General features: G+C 56.6%; 14 protein-coding genes. 8 read left to right on the forward strand and 6 right to left on the reverse strand.

The genetic code is table 11. The annotated features are described in order from the left end of the window. Positions 1-397 precede the first annotated feature (397 nt). Entirely contained in the window at positions 398-3,355 is a 2,958-nt protein-coding gene (gene uvrA / locus ACIQZK_RS06425) for an excinuclease ABC subunit UvrA (protein ID WP_397575407.1), read from the forward strand. A gap of 181 nt (positions 3,356-3,536) precedes the next feature. Here uvrA and ACIQZK_RS06430 read toward each other — a convergent pair whose 3' ends face one another. Continuing rightward, positions 3,537-4,082, reverse strand: coding sequence for a hypothetical protein (locus tag ACIQZK_RS06430; protein ID WP_397575408.1), 546 nt, complete (start codon positions 4,080-4,082; stop codon positions 3,537-3,539). Between the two features lie 661 nt (positions 4,083-4,743). Between ACIQZK_RS06430 and ACIQZK_RS06435 the strand changes: the two genes are divergently transcribed. Both ACIQZK_RS06435 and ACIQZK_RS06440 read left to right on the forward strand, forming a co-directional pair. Beyond that, positions 4,744-5,646 carry an ADP-ribosylglycohydrolase family protein gene (locus tag ACIQZK_RS06435; protein ID WP_397575409.1) on the forward strand — a complete coding sequence of 301 codons (903 nt, stop codon included), beginning with the start codon at positions 4,744-4,746 and terminating at the stop codon, positions 5,644-5,646. Positions 5,647-5,757: 111 nt separating this feature from the next. Next, positions 5,758-6,126, forward strand: a complete 369-nt coding sequence (locus ACIQZK_RS06440; RefSeq protein WP_395629687.1) for a hypothetical protein — start codon at positions 5,758-5,760, stop codon at positions 6,124-6,126. Here the strand turns inward: ACIQZK_RS06440 and ACIQZK_RS06445 are convergent. After that, positions 6,119-7,006 carry a GIY-YIG nuclease family protein gene (locus ACIQZK_RS06445; protein ID WP_395629688.1) on the reverse strand — a complete coding sequence of 296 codons (888 nt, stop codon included), beginning with the start codon at positions 7,004-7,006 and terminating at the stop codon, positions 6,119-6,121. The genes ACIQZK_RS06440 and ACIQZK_RS06445 overlap by 8 nt on opposite strands. Positions 7,007-7,198: 192 nt before the next feature. Between ACIQZK_RS06445 and ACIQZK_RS06450 the strand changes: the two genes are divergently transcribed. From ACIQZK_RS06450 to ACIQZK_RS06460, 3 genes are all read left to right on the forward strand, one after another. After that, positions 7,199-8,779, forward strand: a complete 1,581-nt coding sequence (locus ACIQZK_RS06450) for an alkaline phosphatase (protein WP_397575410.1) — start codon at positions 7,199-7,201, stop codon at positions 8,777-8,779. Between the two features lie 392 nt (positions 8,780-9,171). Next, entirely contained in the window at positions 9,172-10,029 is an 858-nt protein-coding gene (gene prmC / locus ACIQZK_RS06455; protein ID WP_397575411.1) for a peptide chain release factor N(5)-glutamine methyltransferase, read from the forward strand. Positions 10,030-10,199: 170 nt separating this feature from the next. Continuing rightward, positions 10,200-10,916 carry a DUF4167 domain-containing protein gene (locus ACIQZK_RS06460; protein ID WP_397575412.1) on the forward strand — a complete coding sequence of 239 codons (717 nt, stop codon included), beginning with the start codon at positions 10,200-10,202 and terminating at the stop codon, positions 10,914-10,916. Positions 10,917-10,959: 43 nt separating this feature from the next. Here ACIQZK_RS06460 and ACIQZK_RS06465 read toward each other — a convergent pair whose 3' ends face one another. Both ACIQZK_RS06465 and ACIQZK_RS06470 read right to left on the reverse strand, forming a co-directional pair. Further along, complete coding sequence (locus ACIQZK_RS06465; RefSeq protein ID WP_397575413.1) at positions 10,960-11,355, reverse strand: acyl-CoA thioesterase; 396 nt, start codon at positions 11,353-11,355, stop codon at positions 10,960-10,962. Continuing rightward, positions 11,352-11,645, reverse strand: coding sequence for a hypothetical protein (locus ACIQZK_RS06470; protein WP_183941794.1), 294 nt, complete (start codon positions 11,643-11,645; stop codon positions 11,352-11,354). The genes ACIQZK_RS06465 and ACIQZK_RS06470 overlap by 4 nt, the downstream gene beginning before the upstream one ends. 63 nt (positions 11,646-11,708) lie before the next feature. Here ACIQZK_RS06470 and ACIQZK_RS06475 point away from each other — a divergent pair, with 63 nt between their 5' ends. Beyond that, a complete protein-coding gene (locus ACIQZK_RS06475; protein WP_397575414.1) occupies positions 11,709-12,137 on the forward strand; it encodes a CBS domain-containing protein in 429 nt (142 codons plus the stop codon). 49 nt (positions 12,138-12,186) lie between these two features. Here ACIQZK_RS06475 and ACIQZK_RS06480 read toward each other — a convergent pair whose 3' ends face one another. After that, complete coding sequence (locus ACIQZK_RS06480) at positions 12,187-12,879, reverse strand: hypothetical protein (RefSeq protein WP_397575415.1); 693 nt, start codon at positions 12,877-12,879, stop codon at positions 12,187-12,189. A gap of 154 nt (positions 12,880-13,033) precedes the next feature. Continuing rightward, complete coding sequence (locus ACIQZK_RS06485; protein WP_395635628.1) at positions 13,034-13,771, reverse strand: Bax inhibitor-1 family protein; 738 nt, start codon at positions 13,769-13,771, stop codon at positions 13,034-13,036. Positions 13,772-14,058: 287 nt separating this feature from the next. Here ACIQZK_RS06485 and ACIQZK_RS06490 point away from each other — a divergent pair, with 287 nt between their 5' ends. After that, the gene (locus ACIQZK_RS06490) at positions 14,059-15,672 is read left to right on the forward strand and encodes a spinster family MFS transporter (protein WP_397575436.1); all 1,614 of its coding nucleotides are present in this window, start codon (positions 14,059-14,061) and stop codon (positions 15,670-15,672) included. Positions 15,673-15,737: the final 65 nt, after the last annotated feature.

Here is a 15,737-nt window from a genome sequence, read left to right on the forward strand (position 1 = left end):
TGAGGCCATATTGTTCAGTGCAAGGCGGTAAGCGCCGGACTTAGTGGTTCTAAGTCCAAGCTTGCCAACGCAGCAATGGACAATATGGGTCAAATCCGAAGGACGCCAAAATGGCTTCGATCTCAAATCAAAATGCCCTTGCAGGCAGAATAACTGCCTGCGGCGGACATTTTACTTCGATATCTTTGCCATTTTGACGCCGCGATGGTGCATGTAATAGGTCCTGACCCTTGCGGTTAAACTCTATCAAAACATTGCAGGGGCCCCTTCGCCCGCGCGTGTTATGCGAATGCAAGATGAGGTGAAAACCTGCCTTGAATTTGGTTAATCTTCGGCCCATTTCGGGATGAGACTCGCGCACTTGCGCTTTTAGAACAAATCTGGAACAAGCTACTTCATGTCACTCACCCATATTAAGGTGCGCGGTGCGCGCGAGCATAATCTCAAGGGCGTCGATATCGACCTTCCACGCGACAAGCTGATCGTCATCACCGGGCTTTCCGGTTCGGGCAAATCCAGCCTAGCGTTCGACACCATCTATGCCGAGGGGCAGCGGCGTTATGTCGAATCGCTGTCGGCTTATGCGCGCCAGTTTCTGGAGATGATGCAAAAGCCCGATGTCGAACATATTGAGGGGCTGTCGCCCGCGATCTCCATCGAGCAGAAGACGACGTCGCGCAACCCGCGCTCGACCGTCGCGACGGTGACCGAGATTTACGATTATATGCGGCTGTTATGGGCGCGTGTCGGCGTGCCTTATTCGCCCGCGACGGGCCTGCCGATTACGGCGCAGACGGTCAGCCAGATGGTCGACCGCGTCATGGCCTTGCCAGAAGGCACGCGCGCGTTCCTGCTCGCCCCCGTGGTGCAAGGCCGCAAGGGCGAATATCGCAAGGAACTCGCCGAGTGGCAGCGTTCCGGCTACACCCGCGTCCGCATCGATGGCGAAATGTATGCCATCGAAGACGCGCCCGCGCTCGACAAGAAATACAAGCATGACATTGAGGTCGTGGTGGACCGTATCGTCGTGAAGGACGGCATTCAGCAACGTTTGGCCGAAAGCTTTGAAGCGGCGTTGAAGCTGGCGGATGGCTTGGCCTTTGTGGATTTGGCCGACACCACGGTGGCAGAATTGCAAACCGGCAATGCCGAGAGCCGCCCTTCGACAGGCTCAGGGCTTACGGTTGAAGGGGATGGCGGTTCAGCCAAAGCCAAGATGAAGGGCACGGGCCTGCCCGCGAACCGCATCGTCTTTTCGGAGAAATTCGCTTGCCCCGTCAGCGGCTTCACCATCGCCGAAATCGCGCCGCGCCTGTTCTCGTTCAACGCCCCGCAAGGCGCGTGTCCCGATTGCGATGGCCTTGGCGAGCGGCAGGAGTTTGACCCGCAGCTGGTGGTGCCGAACGAACATCTGTCGTTAAAGAAAGGCGCGATTGTGCCTTGGGCGAAATCGAACCCGCCCAGCCCATATTATATGCAAGTGCTCTCCAGCCTGGCGAAGGCGTATGGGTTCAGCCTCGATACCGCGTGGGAAGATCTGCTCCCCGAACAGAAGCTCATCATCCTGCACGGCACCGGCGGCATGGCGGTGGAGCTGACGTTCAAGGACGGGCGCAAGGAATATACGGTGCGCAAGGCGTTTGAGGGCGTCATCGGCAATCTCAACCGCCGCTTGCTGCAAACCGACAGCGCGTGGATGCGCGAAGAGCTATCCAAATATCAGACGTCGCAACCGTGCGAAACCTGCCACGGCGCGCGCCTGAAGCCCGAGGCGCTTTCGGTCAAGATCGCGGGCGTCGACATCGCCACCCCGACGAAGATGAGCGTCGGCGACGCGCTCGAGTGGTTCGGCAGCGTGGACCAAAGGCTGACCAACCAGCAGCAGCAGATTGCCAAGGCGATCCTTAAGGAAATCAACGAACGGTTGGGCTTCCTCAACAATGTCGGGCTCGATTATCTCAACCTCGACCGGACCAGCGGCACCTTGTCCGGCGGGGAGAGCCAGCGCATCCGCCTCGCCAGCCAAATTGGCTCGGGCCTGTCGGGCGTGCTTTATGTGCTTGATGAGCCCAGCATCGGCTTGCACCAGAAAGACAATGACCGCCTGCTCGCCACGCTGCGCCGCCTGCGCGATTTGGGTAACACCGTCATCGTGGTCGAACATGACGAAGACGCGATCCGCACCGCCGACTGGGTGGTCGATCTTGGCCCCGGCGCGGGTGTCCATGGCGGCACCGTCATGGCCGAAGGCACGTTGAAGCAAATTCTGAAGTCGAAAGACAGCCTGACCGCCGCGTACCTCAACGGCACGCGCGAGATTGCGGTGCCCAAGACAAGGCGCAAGGGCAATAAGAAGAAGCTGACCGTCCACAATGCCCGCGCGAATAACCTCAAGAACGTCACCGCCAGCATCCCGCTGGGCACATTCACCTGCATCACCGGCGTATCCGGCTCGGGCAAGTCGAGTTTCACCATCGACACGCTCTATGCCTCTGCAGCGCGTAGCCTGAATGGCGCGCGCGTCATCGCGGGCGCACATGACAAGGTCACTGGCCTTGAACATTGCGACAAGGTGATCGACATCGACCAATCCCCCATTGGCCGCACCCCGCGTTCGAACCCCGCGACCTATACCGGCGCGTTCACCAACATCCGCGACTGGTTCGCCCAATTGCCCGAAAGCGCCGCGCGCGGGTATAAGCCGGGGCGTTTCAGCTTCAACGTCAAGGGCGGACGCTGCGAAACATGCAGCGGCGATGGCCTGATCAAGATCGAAATGCACTTCCTGCCCGACGTCTATGTGACGTGCGAGGAATGCAACGGCAAACGCTACAACCGCGAAACGTTGGAGGTCAAATGGAAGGGCCTGTCGATCGCCGACGTGCTCGACATGACGGTGGAGGACGCGGTGGAGGTGTTCAAGGCCGTCCCCCCGATCCGCGACAAAATGGCGATGCTGGCGGAGGTTGGGCTTGGCTATGTCAAGGTCGGGCAACAGGCCACGACCCTATCCGGCGGCGAAGCGCAACGCGTCAAACTCGCCAAGGAACTCAGCCGCCGTTCCACCGGCCAGACGCTGTATATCCTGGACGAGCCCACCACCGGCCTGCATTTTGAGGATGTCCGCAAACTCCTCGAAGTGCTCCACCGTTTGGTGGAACAGGGCAACAGCGTGGTGGTCATCGAACATAATCTCGACGTCATTAAGACCGCGGACTGGATCATCGACCTCGGCCCCGAAGGCGGCGTGAAAGGCGGCGAGATTGTCGCCGAAGGCACGCCGGAAGATGTAGTCAAGGTCGCCGCGAGCTACACCGGCCATTATCTGAAACCGATGTTGGAAAAGGCAAGCTGAGTTCGCTCCGATCCCTGACAACCCCCACCGTCATCCCCCCCGTCATGCTGAACTCGTTTCAGCATCTTACTTCCCACGTCGAAATAGTAAGATCCTGGAGCCGAAGGCGTGCATCGCACAAACAAGTTCAGGATGACGAAGAGTAAGAGAGCCGAGTGGGCATCAGGCGAGCTGAGCTAATCTAAGCCCACACCACCGACAACGGGTAAAGCGAAATCAGATAGACCAGACAGCCCATCACCACGCGGCGGTCGCGGGTGTATATCGCCAGCAGCAAGGTCGGGAACGCTGACCATCCGACCACCGTAAAGCGCAGGGTGAACAGGCCGGGAATATCCGTGAGCGCCACCAACGTGGCGAAAAACGCGGCATTGCACACAAAAACCCCGGCCAACACCGTGCGATAATGGCGTTCAAAATGCGCATCCAAATCATCAAAATCGCCATCGGGAAAGATGAGCGAGGCCGCGAGATAATAAATGGCGGTGACCACAAAGCCGCCAAAAATCGCCGGCCATGTCACCGGCATCACGTCGCGCAATTCCCATCCATATAGCCAGAATGTCACAAGGTCGCAGGACACAAACAGCCCCAACAACGCGGTGGGCCAGCCGACATGAACATGATGCCGCGCCTTTAACGCACGGGCAAGCCCGCCCAACCCCTCCGCCAGCGCCAGCCCGAGCAGCAGCCCGAACAACGTAAAGATATATTCAAACCCATTCATATGATGCCCCCCCGAGCCATTGCACATGCCGTGCAGACGGGGTGGTGTTAGATGGCTTTGGGCTTGGGGGCAAATGTTGGGAAGCGAAGAAGATACTTGGCATCCGCCCTCATCCCGACACTGCCCCGTCGTCCCAACACCCATCTCGTCATCCCAACACCTCTCTCGTCATCCTGAACTTGTTTCAGGATAACGAACAACCGTCGCATGTTATCCTGGAGCCGAAGGCGTGCATCGCACAACCAAGTTCAGGATGACGAAGAGTGGGAGAACCACCCCAAATCCTCCCTATCGATTTACGATGGGGAGGTGGCAGCCGGAACGGCTGACGGAGGGGCCTGCAACAGCGAAGCCGCGCCAAAATTCCCCTCCCGCAGGCGGGTGGAGGGAACAGTCCCCCGGACTGATCCGAGAGGCTCCACTGGGCTAAGGGCGGGCCCTCACCCATAGCGCGCAGGCGCACCGCCCCGCCAAAGCCAGAAGCTGCGCCAATGTATCTCGCACAAAGGCACGAAGGCACGAAGAAGGGTCAGCCCGACTGGTCATCGCGATACGTAGTTCGAATGGGCAACTTGTCCATTGCCGCCCCACTGTTGTTGTGCGAAATGAGTTTTAACCTTTATTGGGCATTCCAAGTTAGTGCTCGTTTGGAACGATTCGAGTGACCGCCAAAGATAGAGCATCAGGAGCATTGATCGGTCTCGCCGTTGGCGACGCTCTCGGCGCACCCGTGGAATTTAAGGACCGAGGTACATTTTCGCATGTAACGGAGATGCAGAGTGGCGGCTATTTTCGGTTACCAGCTGGGGCGTGGACAGATGATACAGCGATGGCCTTATGCCTTGCGGACAGCCTCATTGCACACCCGCATCTGGATGTTTCCGACCTGCTTGATCGCTTCTTGCGGTGGCTAAATGAACACGAAAATACTAGCACAGATCGCTGCATCGGGGTTGGCCAGAACACTCTTGCAGTTCTTGGCAACTATAGTCGAACAGGTGCCCTGGTCGCGCCACCGGTTAACGGGCGCTCGGATGGTAATGGTGCAATTATGCGCTTAGCACCAGTGGCGTGTATGCACTTTCGAAACACTGACATTTTAAGGCGGATAGCTATTGAACAAAGCCAAGCCACACACTGCTCACAACTGTCGTCGGCAGCGTCAGAAATGCTTGGGTGGCTAATTGGCGCTTTGATTACTGGCACAGATTGGCAGCGCGCATTGAGTGCCGTTTGGAACGACACGTGGCCCGAGGAGATACAGGCGATTGGTCAATCATGTTGGGCAACCAAGACCAAAGATGAAATCCATTCGACTGGCTATGTCGTCCATACGCTTGAAGCTGCAATTTGGGCAGTCGGGACAACAGCGAGTTTCGAGGACGCACTCATTAAAGCTGTGAACCTCGGACATGATGCCGATACGGTCGGAGCAGTTGCAGGACAGATTGCTGGAGCGAAATATGGCGTGAATGCTATTCCCGAAAGATGGCTAAATGCACTCGTGCGCAGAGAGCTTATCGAGGACAAGGCTGCAGCACTATATGCCATGAGGCATGATTAATCGATGTCCAACACAGACTCCGTTTCAGCGTTAATAGAGATTGCTGATCGCATGGACTGGTGCACTAATTGGCACTGCGGAACATGTGCCGCATCTTACCTCAGGCGAGGATTGGAAAAGCTGCTCGGCTGTGAAAAATCATATCCAACCTATCCCGAGGCTGACATGGAGCGGCTAGCTGGCTTGATGGCGGCACTAAAGGCTATTAGTCATGGCGGTTCCGCGGAAGCGTTGCTGTTGATTGTATCCAAAGCATTGGGGCCCGAGCGGACGAGCGCAATTTTAGGCAACAGTCCTGCGGGCTTGCATTACGGCCTGATGTGGCAAGCCCATCTTATTGTTGAGAAGAAGCGCGAAATTCATCGTAACCGTTGTGACCCCAATCGGGTTGCCGAAGAAAGAGCGATCAAGAAAAAGACTAAGGCCGAAGCTCATGCCCGCAGAATCGAGAAATATCGAATTATGCGCGCAATCAATTGAGATTCATTCCATCTGGAACATAGGTGTGGAGCCGTTTTTTCCATGAATTCTCGATAGCAACGACTTCCGCGACATCGGCGCCAGGTGCGACCCGTTCCAATATGCTGAATGTAAGGTTTGCTGGATTTCTACCTTGCAAGCCGACGACATCTCCATGGCCTGTTTGCGCATAGTAATCCCAACGCCCGATTAAGTTGTCTTGGCCGTAAGCCGAACCAACATAGCCCTTGCCGTCACTGCGGTCGTGGATGAAGTAGATGCCGCGCCAGTACGACAGTGCAACGCGCCAACTCGGCGGCAGCGTGGAAATCTCATGCCATTTGACAATCAAGTCTCGCCAATCTGGCATTGGTGGTACGAAGTTGGATTGCTCGATGATTGCGCAAACTGGCATAGTATTTTGATGCGCCCACCTCCACCAAGAGATAGCTGGAGGAGGCCAATCAATGATCAGCTTGCCCGACCAGCTTTGAAGTACCGGCGTCTCTTTCAAATCAAACATGCGGCTAGCGTTGAGGTCAGCCCCGAACATAACAGGGAGAGTGAAGCCCAAATCGGCCAACGCTGCCCATTCCGGCATGGCGGCCAAATCTTGAGGGGTAACGTTCGAAAAACCCTCAATTTTGTAAAGGCCGACAAAGGTGGCTTTCGCCGCACGCTGCCCGATAAATGATGCGATGTAGCCGCGCCCAGCTAGGCTGCTGATTGCCGCTGCCGTAGGTCCGCCTTGTATGCTTTGATATAATTCAAACGCAGCAGGGCGAACATCCACAAGCCGACCTAACAAATCCGTGCTGAGCGGACCTTGGAGTGTGTGGCGTAGCACGATCACATTCGCAGGATCGATGCCCTGAAGGTTGAGTAGGTCATTTAATGTCATACCATTCTTTTATAAACCTAATTTAGAACCCACAAGGTGCAGATCGTAAGGCCTGTTATTTTTTGTCTCCCAAAATTCCTCCCAACCGACCACCACTCCCCCTCGCCAAAATCACCTCTCTAAACCGCCACTGTCTTGCGCCAGTCATCATCGTCTGCGATGTGTGGGTCCGAAACATTTTTGGAGAGTAAAATGCGTAAAGTGTCGCCGTTTGTGTCCTCTGGCCTGCCTGTGTCTTTGGCGGTGGCGTCCTGTCTGATCGGCGCGCCGGTTGTCGCGCAATATGCGGCGACGCCGGATCCTGCTGCGGCGTCGGCGGCGGCTCCCCTGCCCCCTGCGCGGCCCATTGGCACGCCGCCGCTGACCACCAGCGAGGGCTATTTAAAGGCTGGCGCAGCCGAGCTTGCACGGTTGGAGGCGGATACGCCCAACAACCGCACGGCGCGCAATGTCATCATCTTCATCGGCGACGGCATGAGCATCACCACATTGACCGCCGCGCGCATTTTTGAAGGGCAGCAAAAGGGCGTCGATGGCGAATCCTATGTCGCGCAAATGGACCGCCTGCCGCACACCGCCTTGGTCAAAACCTATTCGCATGATGGCCAAGTGCCCGACAGCGCGCCGACCGCCACCGCCATCGTCTCCGGCGTCAAAACGCTGAACGGCGTTCTGGGCGTTGGTCCGCAAGCGGTTGAGGACAATTGCAAGGCGACCGAACCCTATAAGGTCAAATCTTTGTTCGAAATGGCCGAGGACAAGGGATATGCCACCGGCATCGTGTCCACCGCGACCATCACCCACGCCACGCCCGCATCGACCTATGCCCATGTCGCGCAACGCGATTGGGAAGTGGACGCCAATATGCCAGCCGCGGCGAAGGCCGAAGGCTGCACCGACATTGCCCGCCAAATGGTCGAATGGCCGCATGGCGATGGATTTGAGGTTATGTTGGGCGGTGGACGCCAGCATTTCATGCCCAACACCGCAGCTGACCCCGAATATCCGACGAAGAAGGGCAAGCGCGCCGATGGCAAGGACCTGATCGCCAGCTGGCTGGCCGCCAACCCCAAAAGCGCCTATGTCTGGAACAGCGAAGGCTTTGCCGCGGTGGACGCGAAAAAGACCGACAAGCTGCTTGGCCTGTTCGAACAATCGCATATGCAATTTGACGCGGACCGCACCGCGACCGGATCAAAAGAACCCTCGCTCGCCGAAATGACGACGAAGGCGATCGCGATGCTGTCCAAAAACCGCAAGGGCTATGTCCTGATGGTCGAAGCGGGCAAGATTGACCATGGCCACCATGGCGGCAACGCCTATCGCGCGTTGCAGGACACGGTGGCGCTGAATGATGCGTTGAAAGCCGCGATGGACACTGTCGACCTGCGCGACACCCTGATCGTCGTCACATCGGACCATAGCCACACCTTCACCATGGCGGGCTATCCCGAACGCGGTAACCCGATCCTTGGCCCCGTGGTTGATCAGAAAGGCAAATCAACCTTGGCCTTTGATGGCAAGGGTTACACAACCTTGGGCTATATCAACGGCCCCGGCGCGGTCACGACACTGCCACGCCCCGACCCGTTGAAAGAAGATACGCAGGCGCTGAATTATCGGCAGCAGGCGTTGATCCCCACCGGTTCTGAAACGCACAGCGGCGAAGATGTCGTCGCGCGTGCCGCAGGGCCAAAGGCGCATTTGTTCAAGGGCACGATTGAACAGCACACGATATTCCAAATCATGCGCGCGGCCCTTGGGTTTAAGTGAGGCGGTTTTAAGTAAGGCAGATATATAAAGACCCCGCCCGGGGGAGGGATCCGGACGGGGTCAATTTAGTCCTCTTCACCTGCTAGCGGGGAATTTGAGGACTGGCTTTCGGATCGCGTTAGCAACCCGAAATCTTATGGCATGGCGACGGTGTCGACCATGTGAACGGTGCCGCTGCCCGAGCACGCGGTCAATGCCAGTGCGGACAGGCCCGAAATCAACGTGCTTTTCAAAAACTTCATACTGCGATTCCTTCCAAATGAACGCTTCAGTTGGCAATAACGTGCAAAGTCCGCAAATGGGTGCGTGCGCGGTGAAATAAATGCGTTGAACGCGGATGTACGCGCGTTGGACCGCTTTGCTTTCGGGCGGCTTGGGTTTACGGGCGGGGTATGAACGGCCTTTCTTCAACGCTGCGCGATGCGACCGATGCCCTGACGCCCGTCAGCGCGACCCCGCGTCTCGACGCCGAATTGTTGATGGCGCATGCCTTGGGAATCGACCGCTCGGCGATGTTGTTGCGGATGCATGACCTTGCGGTGCCTGCGGGTTTTGCGGCGATGCTTGCGCGGCGGGTGGCGGATGAACCGGTGGCCTATATCACGGGAATGCAGGCGTTTTGGGACCTTGACCTGCATGTGACGCCCGATGTGCTGATCCCGCGTGCGGACAGCGAAACGGTGATTGAGGTCGCGATGGCGGCTTTTGCCGGGCGGGATGCGCCGGCGCGGATCTTGGACCTTGGCACGGGGTCTGGCGCATTGTTGCTGGCGGCTTTGTCGGTGTTTGGGGATGCGGAAGCTGTGGGTATTGATGCCAGCGCCGCGGCTCTTGCGGTCGCATCGGGCAACGCGTCGCGGCTTGGGCTGGACGGGCGCGCATACTTCGAACGCCGCGATTGGACTTTGGATGGGTGGGCCGACGGTCTGGGGCAATTCGACCTCATCTTATGCAACCCCCCTTATATTGAGGACGCAACACCGCTTGCCCCCATGGTCGCCCGCCACGAACCCCACAGCGCCCTCTTCGCCGGCCCCGACGGTCTGCGCGACTATCGCATACTTCTAAAAACCGTCGAAAAACTGCTAAAAACCACCGGAATCGCAGTCTTCGAAATCGGATTCAACCAGTCAAAATCCGTCGCAAAATTGGGCACCGAGGCAGGCTTCACTTCCGAATTAACCCACGATCTTTCCGGCAATCCACGCGCCTTGCGCTTTTCGCTTGGAATCGCGCAACCGAACCGCTAACGCTAAACAGCATCGCAGCAAAACCCGTAAATTGCGGAGATAAGCGCGAAGCCGCCCCCAGCGCAGTTGGAAATTTTTTCAAGGTCTCGGTCGACCTTGGCGTAACCCAAAGACTGGGTTTTGGGGCTTCCTGCAATGTTAAAATGCTAAAAGAGGACGGGTCAGCCCTGATGAATATCAACAACAGGCAGCAGCAGAACAACAATCGTCGCCGCGGTCGCAACAACAATAATCGCCAGCAAAATAACAACCGCAGCGGTTTCGACTATCAGAACCAGATCGACAATCGTGCGCGCGGCAACGCAGCGCAGATGCTGGAAAAATACAAAAAGCTAGCGCAAGACGCCCAATTTAACGGTGACCGCGTAAACGCCGAATATCACCTGCAATTTGCTGACCATTATTTCCGCGTACTCGCCGATTTCCGCGGCCGCCAAGAAGCGCGTCAGGAACAGCAAGGCGAACGTCGTCCCCGCGAAGATAATCGCGAAGACCGCGACGATTGGCAGAATGATGATCGTTCGCAAAATTATGACGAACAAGGTTCATCCGACGGAATGGACGCCGATTCCGTTTCGCAAGATGATGGCGAAACCGAAGAGCGCGCTCCACGTGAGCAACAGCGCGAAAGCCGCCCACGTCGTCCGGAACGGGCCGACCGTAATGATCGTTTGGACAATAATCGGTCCACAAATCGCGGCCCACGCCGTCACCACAGCGAAGAACAAGACGATGCACCCGCAGGTCTTGATCTCGCCGTATTGCCGCCGTCCATCGCGATTTCGTCGGACGACAATGACGCGGATATGGAAAGGCCAGCACGCAAACCACGCGCCCGTCGCGTTAAGCCAGCCGGTGATGATGAAGTCGCGACAGCGGCGGAATAATCCAACGCTCCGCCGTTAATCACTTACGATAGTCGCGAAATGGTTAGCTTTCGGGCAGTGCCCGAGGCTTGTGATCGTCATCTAGGGCAACAAAGGTAAACAGCCCTTCGGTCACTTTAACCTCTTGTTGGCCACGCGCACGGGTCGCGATAACTTCAACGCGGATGCCCATGGATGTGCGGCCACGCCGTTCGAGCGTTGCGTAGACAGAGATAATGTCGCGTAACAATATGGGCGCGATGAATTCCATTTTCTCAATGGCCACCGTAGCACACGCGCCCTGGGCAATTCGTCCCGCCAAGATACCACCGGCCTGATCCATCATCCCCAATACCCAACCGCCAAAGATATGGCCATTGGCATTGATATCGGCAGGGCCCGGAACAACCCGCAAAACCGGGTCATGGCGTTTTGGAAGGTTACGAACAGCCTCGGTCACCGGTCGGCTTCGTCTTCAAAAGGGTCATCGATGGATTCATCATGGCCAGACCCGCTGGACAGGAAAACAAGCCCCATCAACGCGGCGGTCAGCATGATTGCGCCGGTTATTGCACCAGCCGTGGCAATGAAGAAGTGGATGGAGACCATCCCGTTCTGCCACCAGAATGTTCCGAGGGCACCCACGGTAACGATCAATGTCACGCCAAACATCCACCGCATAAGCCGCCAATAGCGGCGCCATGCGAAGTTGGCATATTCGGGATCATCGAGGCGGGAGGGGCGGGTCATAGCTTGATAAGGTCGCCTTATGCTATAAGTTCCATCAGGGGCAAGGACATAAGGAGAGAGTCGATGACGATTTCTGCGATATTGGCCAACCATCAAGGCAATGTGTTCACGGCTGCGCCGCACGAAAGTGTCGGTGATGTGGTCGCACGGCTTGCCGAAAACCGGATTGGTGCCCTGCCCGTTGTCGATGGCAAAGCCGTTGTCGGCATTTTTTCCGAACGCGACATTGTCTACGGAGTCGCGCGTCATGGTTCCGCTTTCCTGACCAAGACAGTGGCGGACACAATGACGGCACCAGCCATCACGGTTGGGCCCAATACGGCAGTCCTGTCGGCTTTATCGCTAATGACGAAACGGCGCATTCGCCACCTTCCGGTAATCCACGGCGATGACCTTGTCGGCTTTGTCTCCATTGGCGATTTGGTGAAGCACCGTATCGACAAAATTGAGGCCGAAGCCGCCGCAATGCGCGATTATATCAGCATGGCCTGACAATCACTTGCGCGAGCCGCAGCCTGACTCCGCCGGTTAATCGGAAAATTTAGCCGGGATTGGCAGGCGATGTCAATGGTCCTGCCGGAATTGGGGCATAAGCGGGTTTCGGCGCGTACTTCATATTCCAGTCGGCCAAATCGCGTTCATATTTCACATATGCATCGTAAAAACTGACAAACACGCCATCAATGTCGGCGAGGCCGCCAATGGCATATTCCGGCAATGCATCTGTGGGCACGGTATTGGCCTCAGTCACTTTGCGCAGCGCCATGTCGCAATATTGGGCGCGGACGGGCGGCAGGGCGAAATAGTTATACAAATCGGTCATACGCGTATCGCGCACCCGCAACCCATTTTGTCCGGGGTAGCGGGCGACATATTCACGGTCGACCGCTTTGCTGGTTTTCGACAAGACCACCTTATGAGTGACGATGAACTTGTTATACTCGGTCGCGATCTGCCCCCATATAGGCCCTTGGCAATTTAATGCCGCCACGTTCAAAGCCGACCGAAAATGCCAGATTTGTTCATCACGGCTTAAACCACGGTTGGGCGTAGCGCGAACGCCATCAAGCCCGACAGGCGGGATCGTCATCGACAGCGCCGCGCCACCCGGTGGCAATGGCATTGCGGGCGGCGGCGGCGCAGGAAGTGGAATGGGTGTAGGTACGACTTTTACTGGCGCTGGGGCGCAAGCTGCAACCGCAGTCACCATCATGATGGCAGCTAGATTTTTCATGCCCCGACGCATTTGCTCTCTCCGATTTGCTATTCCTGATTCCAACAGGATTTTCGTTCGAATGAAAAGCCCCGTTCGACAAAATCCCAAAGAAAATGGCCCAGTGGTTTCCCACCGGGCCATATTGTGTCGTTCAAGCTGAATAGCCGATGGCTTATTCGCGATTACCGAGGAAGCTCAGCAAAAACTGGAACATGTTGATGAAGTCCAGATACAGCGTCAGTGCGCCCATGACTGCAGCCTTGCCGATCATTTCTGTACCCTGAAGGTAGAAATACTCGCTTTTGATACGTTGCGTATCATAAGCTGTCAGACCAGCGAAGATGAGCACACCTGCGCAGCTGATAACCCAACCCAAAGTGTCGGAGCCGAGGAAGATGTTGACGATCGACGCAACAATCAAACCGACCATACCCATCACCAGAAAGCTTCCCCAGCCGCTGATATCTTTCTTGGTTGTGTAAGCCCACAGGCTCAATCCAGCGAAAGCCGCTGACGTTGCAAAGAAAGTCTGCGCGATGGACTCACCGGTGAACATCATGAAGATGCGTGCCAGCGATAGGCCCATCAACACCGCAAAACCCCAGAACATCGCCTGAAGCGTGGCGGCGGAAAACTTACCTTGGCCAAAGCTCATCGCCATTACGACGACCAGTGGCGATAAAATGATTACCCAGCTCATCAGGCTTGGGTTCACCATAAGATTTCGTGCCAGTTCGGTCTGTGCAAACAGCATCGCAACGATACCTGTCAGCAAGACGCCTGACGCCATGTAATTATAAACCTTGAGCATATGCGAACGCAGACCAGCGTCGACAGCAACGTCGCCTGCGCGCGTACCTGCAAGACTTGACTGGGTCCCGGTTACCCGTGGATCGGACCACTGTGCCATGACTTAATTCTCCTCAAAACACGGCAACATAGCCGCTGGAACAGTATATTGGAGGAATTCGTTCCAGATTCAAGCGAAACACGACACACCACATTGCGATTTTTTCATTGCTGCTGCTCGGTATTGGCTTTGAGTAATGTGGTTTGGGTGCCCGCATTATTCCGCCAAATGAGGTCCGCGCCTTCTGTGCGACGCATTGAAAGGGAATTATCGTTGCGCAGACTGCCTGTTCTGCTAGCCATAGCAGCAGAAGGCGACAACCGCGATTGAGGGAGAGCAAGGTGAGTGTGACGGTCGAAGGCGAAAACAAGGGCGCTATTTCCCCGCAAGCAGAGGTTAAATCGCCTGAGGCCAGCAGCTACAGCTGGTATGTCCTCTTTGTCCTTGTCATCGTCTACATACTTAACTTCATCGATCGCCAAATCCTCAGCATTTTGGCTGTCGATATCAAAGCAGACCTTGGCCTGACCGATGCCGACATGGGCTTTTTGGGTGGGGCAGCTTTCGCGGTTTTTTATGCTTTATTCGGTATTCCGCTTGGGCGACTTGCCGATAATTGGAGCCGCGTAAAGCTTCTATCGATTGGCCTTGCCTTATGGTCGATCATGACCGCTTTGTCGGGCTTTGCGCGTAACCAGGTGGAACTGACTTTGGCGCGCATGGGCGTTGGCGTTGGCGAAGCAACCGCCAGCCCCACGGCGTATTCACTGATTTCCGATTATTTCCCGAAGCGGCAGCGCGCGACCGCGCTCGCGATTTACTCGTCCGGTCTGTATATTGGCGGCGGCGTTTCGTTGTTTTTGGGCGCACTCATTGTACAAAGCTGGGACGCAGCTTACCCGCAAGGTGGCCCGCTCGGCTTGGTTGGCTGGCATGCGGCATTTGTGGCCGTCGGTATTCCGGGTGTGCTCGTTGGGCTGTGGGTCGCAACATTGCGTGAGCCCGTGCGCGGCGCGATGGATGGGTTGGTTACGCCGGCTCACCCTGCCCCTTTCCGCGCATTTGCGAGCGATCTTTCGATGATCGTTCCCCCGTTTACTTTGTGGGGCGCATGGCAACGTAGCCCAGCAGCGCTTGTAATAAACATGGTAACGGCGGCTGCAATTGCCGCTTTTGCTTATACGATGATCCAACTGACCGGCAATTTTCCACAATGGTCGGCGGTTGGCTTTGGCTATTATGCCGTCTTCTCATGGGCATCGACCTTGCGGGCGAAGGATCCGGCGACATTTAAGCTCATCTGGGGAACGCCTGCGTTCATCTGCACCACCATTGGCTATGGCTTGGTCGCGCTGGCGGCTTATGCACTCGCATTCTGGTCAGCACCTTATGCTGAAACAGTCCTTGGTCTGCCGAAAAAAGAGCTCGCATTCATTCTTGGCGCAAATGGTGCAGTCAGCGGATTTTTAGGTGTCATCATTGGCGGCCGCGTCGCGGATTATTTGCGCACCAAAAATCCTGCAGGCCGCATCCTGGTCGTTATCCTTGGCGTGTTGGGACCAATTGTTCCAATCGGCATTGGCCATACAACCGATAATGCGACCCTGTTTTACGTGATGAACTTCCTTGCCGGAATGCTGGGCGCGACAGCGCTTGGTGCGGCTGCCGCAACCACACAGGACCTTGTGCTGCCACGCATGCGGGGCACGGCAACGGCTGCGTTCTTCTTGGGCACGACGCTCGTCGGGCTGTCCTTTGGGCCTTATATGGTCGGGCAGATTTCCGATCTTGCCGGAACAATGGTCGACGGGAAGCTGGTGGGCAACTTACGCGTTGGCATTCTCTCGCTCATCGCCGTCGCGCCAATCGCGTTGGGCTTGCTGATCGCCGCTTATCGCACCGTGCCCAAGGCGGAACGTACCATCGTCGAGCGCGCTCGTGACGCAGGTGAGCCAGTTTAATCAAACGATTAAATTCGGCTTGACGTCCGCGTCAACTTGCTGCCATTGATGGTGCATATTTTGCA

Origin of the sequence: Sphingorhabdus sp. (genome assembly GCF_044338195.1) — a bacterium.
Lineage (GTDB): Bacteria > Pseudomonadota > Alphaproteobacteria > Sphingomonadales > Sphingomonadaceae > Sphingorhabdus_B.

What these genes read in the sequence shown, in the direction of transcription:
- uvrA (WP_397575407.1), top strand. Translation starts at nt 398, where the DNA reads ATGTCACTCACCCATATTAAGGTGCGCGGTGCGCGCGAGCATAATCTC.
- ACIQZK_RS06430 (WP_397575408.1), bottom strand. Translation starts at nt 4,082, where the DNA reads ATGAATGGGTTTGAATATATCTTTACGTTGTTCGGGCTGCTGCTCGGG.
- ACIQZK_RS06445 (WP_395629688.1), bottom strand. Translation starts at nt 7,006, where the DNA reads ATGACATTAAATGACCTACTCAACCTTCAGGGCATCGATCCTGCGAAT.
- ACIQZK_RS06450 (WP_397575410.1), top strand. Translation starts at nt 7,199, where the DNA reads ATGCGTAAAGTGTCGCCGTTTGTGTCCTCTGGCCTGCCTGTGTCTTTG.
- prmC (WP_397575411.1), top strand. Translation starts at nt 9,172, where the DNA reads ATGAACGGCCTTTCTTCAACGCTGCGCGATGCGACCGATGCCCTGACG.
- ACIQZK_RS06460 (WP_397575412.1), top strand. Translation starts at nt 10,200, where the DNA reads ATGAATATCAACAACAGGCAGCAGCAGAACAACAATCGTCGCCGCGGT.
- ACIQZK_RS06470 (WP_183941794.1), bottom strand. Translation starts at nt 11,645, where the DNA reads ATGACCCGCCCCTCCCGCCTCGATGATCCCGAATATGCCAACTTCGCA.
- ACIQZK_RS06475 (WP_397575414.1), top strand. Translation starts at nt 11,709, where the DNA reads ATGACGATTTCTGCGATATTGGCCAACCATCAAGGCAATGTGTTCACG.
- ACIQZK_RS06480 (WP_397575415.1), bottom strand. Translation starts at nt 12,879, where the DNA reads ATGAAAAATCTAGCTGCCATCATGATGGTGACTGCGGTTGCAGCTTGC.
- ACIQZK_RS06485 (WP_395635628.1), bottom strand. Translation starts at nt 13,771, where the DNA reads ATGGCACAGTGGTCCGATCCACGGGTAACCGGGACCCAGTCAAGTCTT.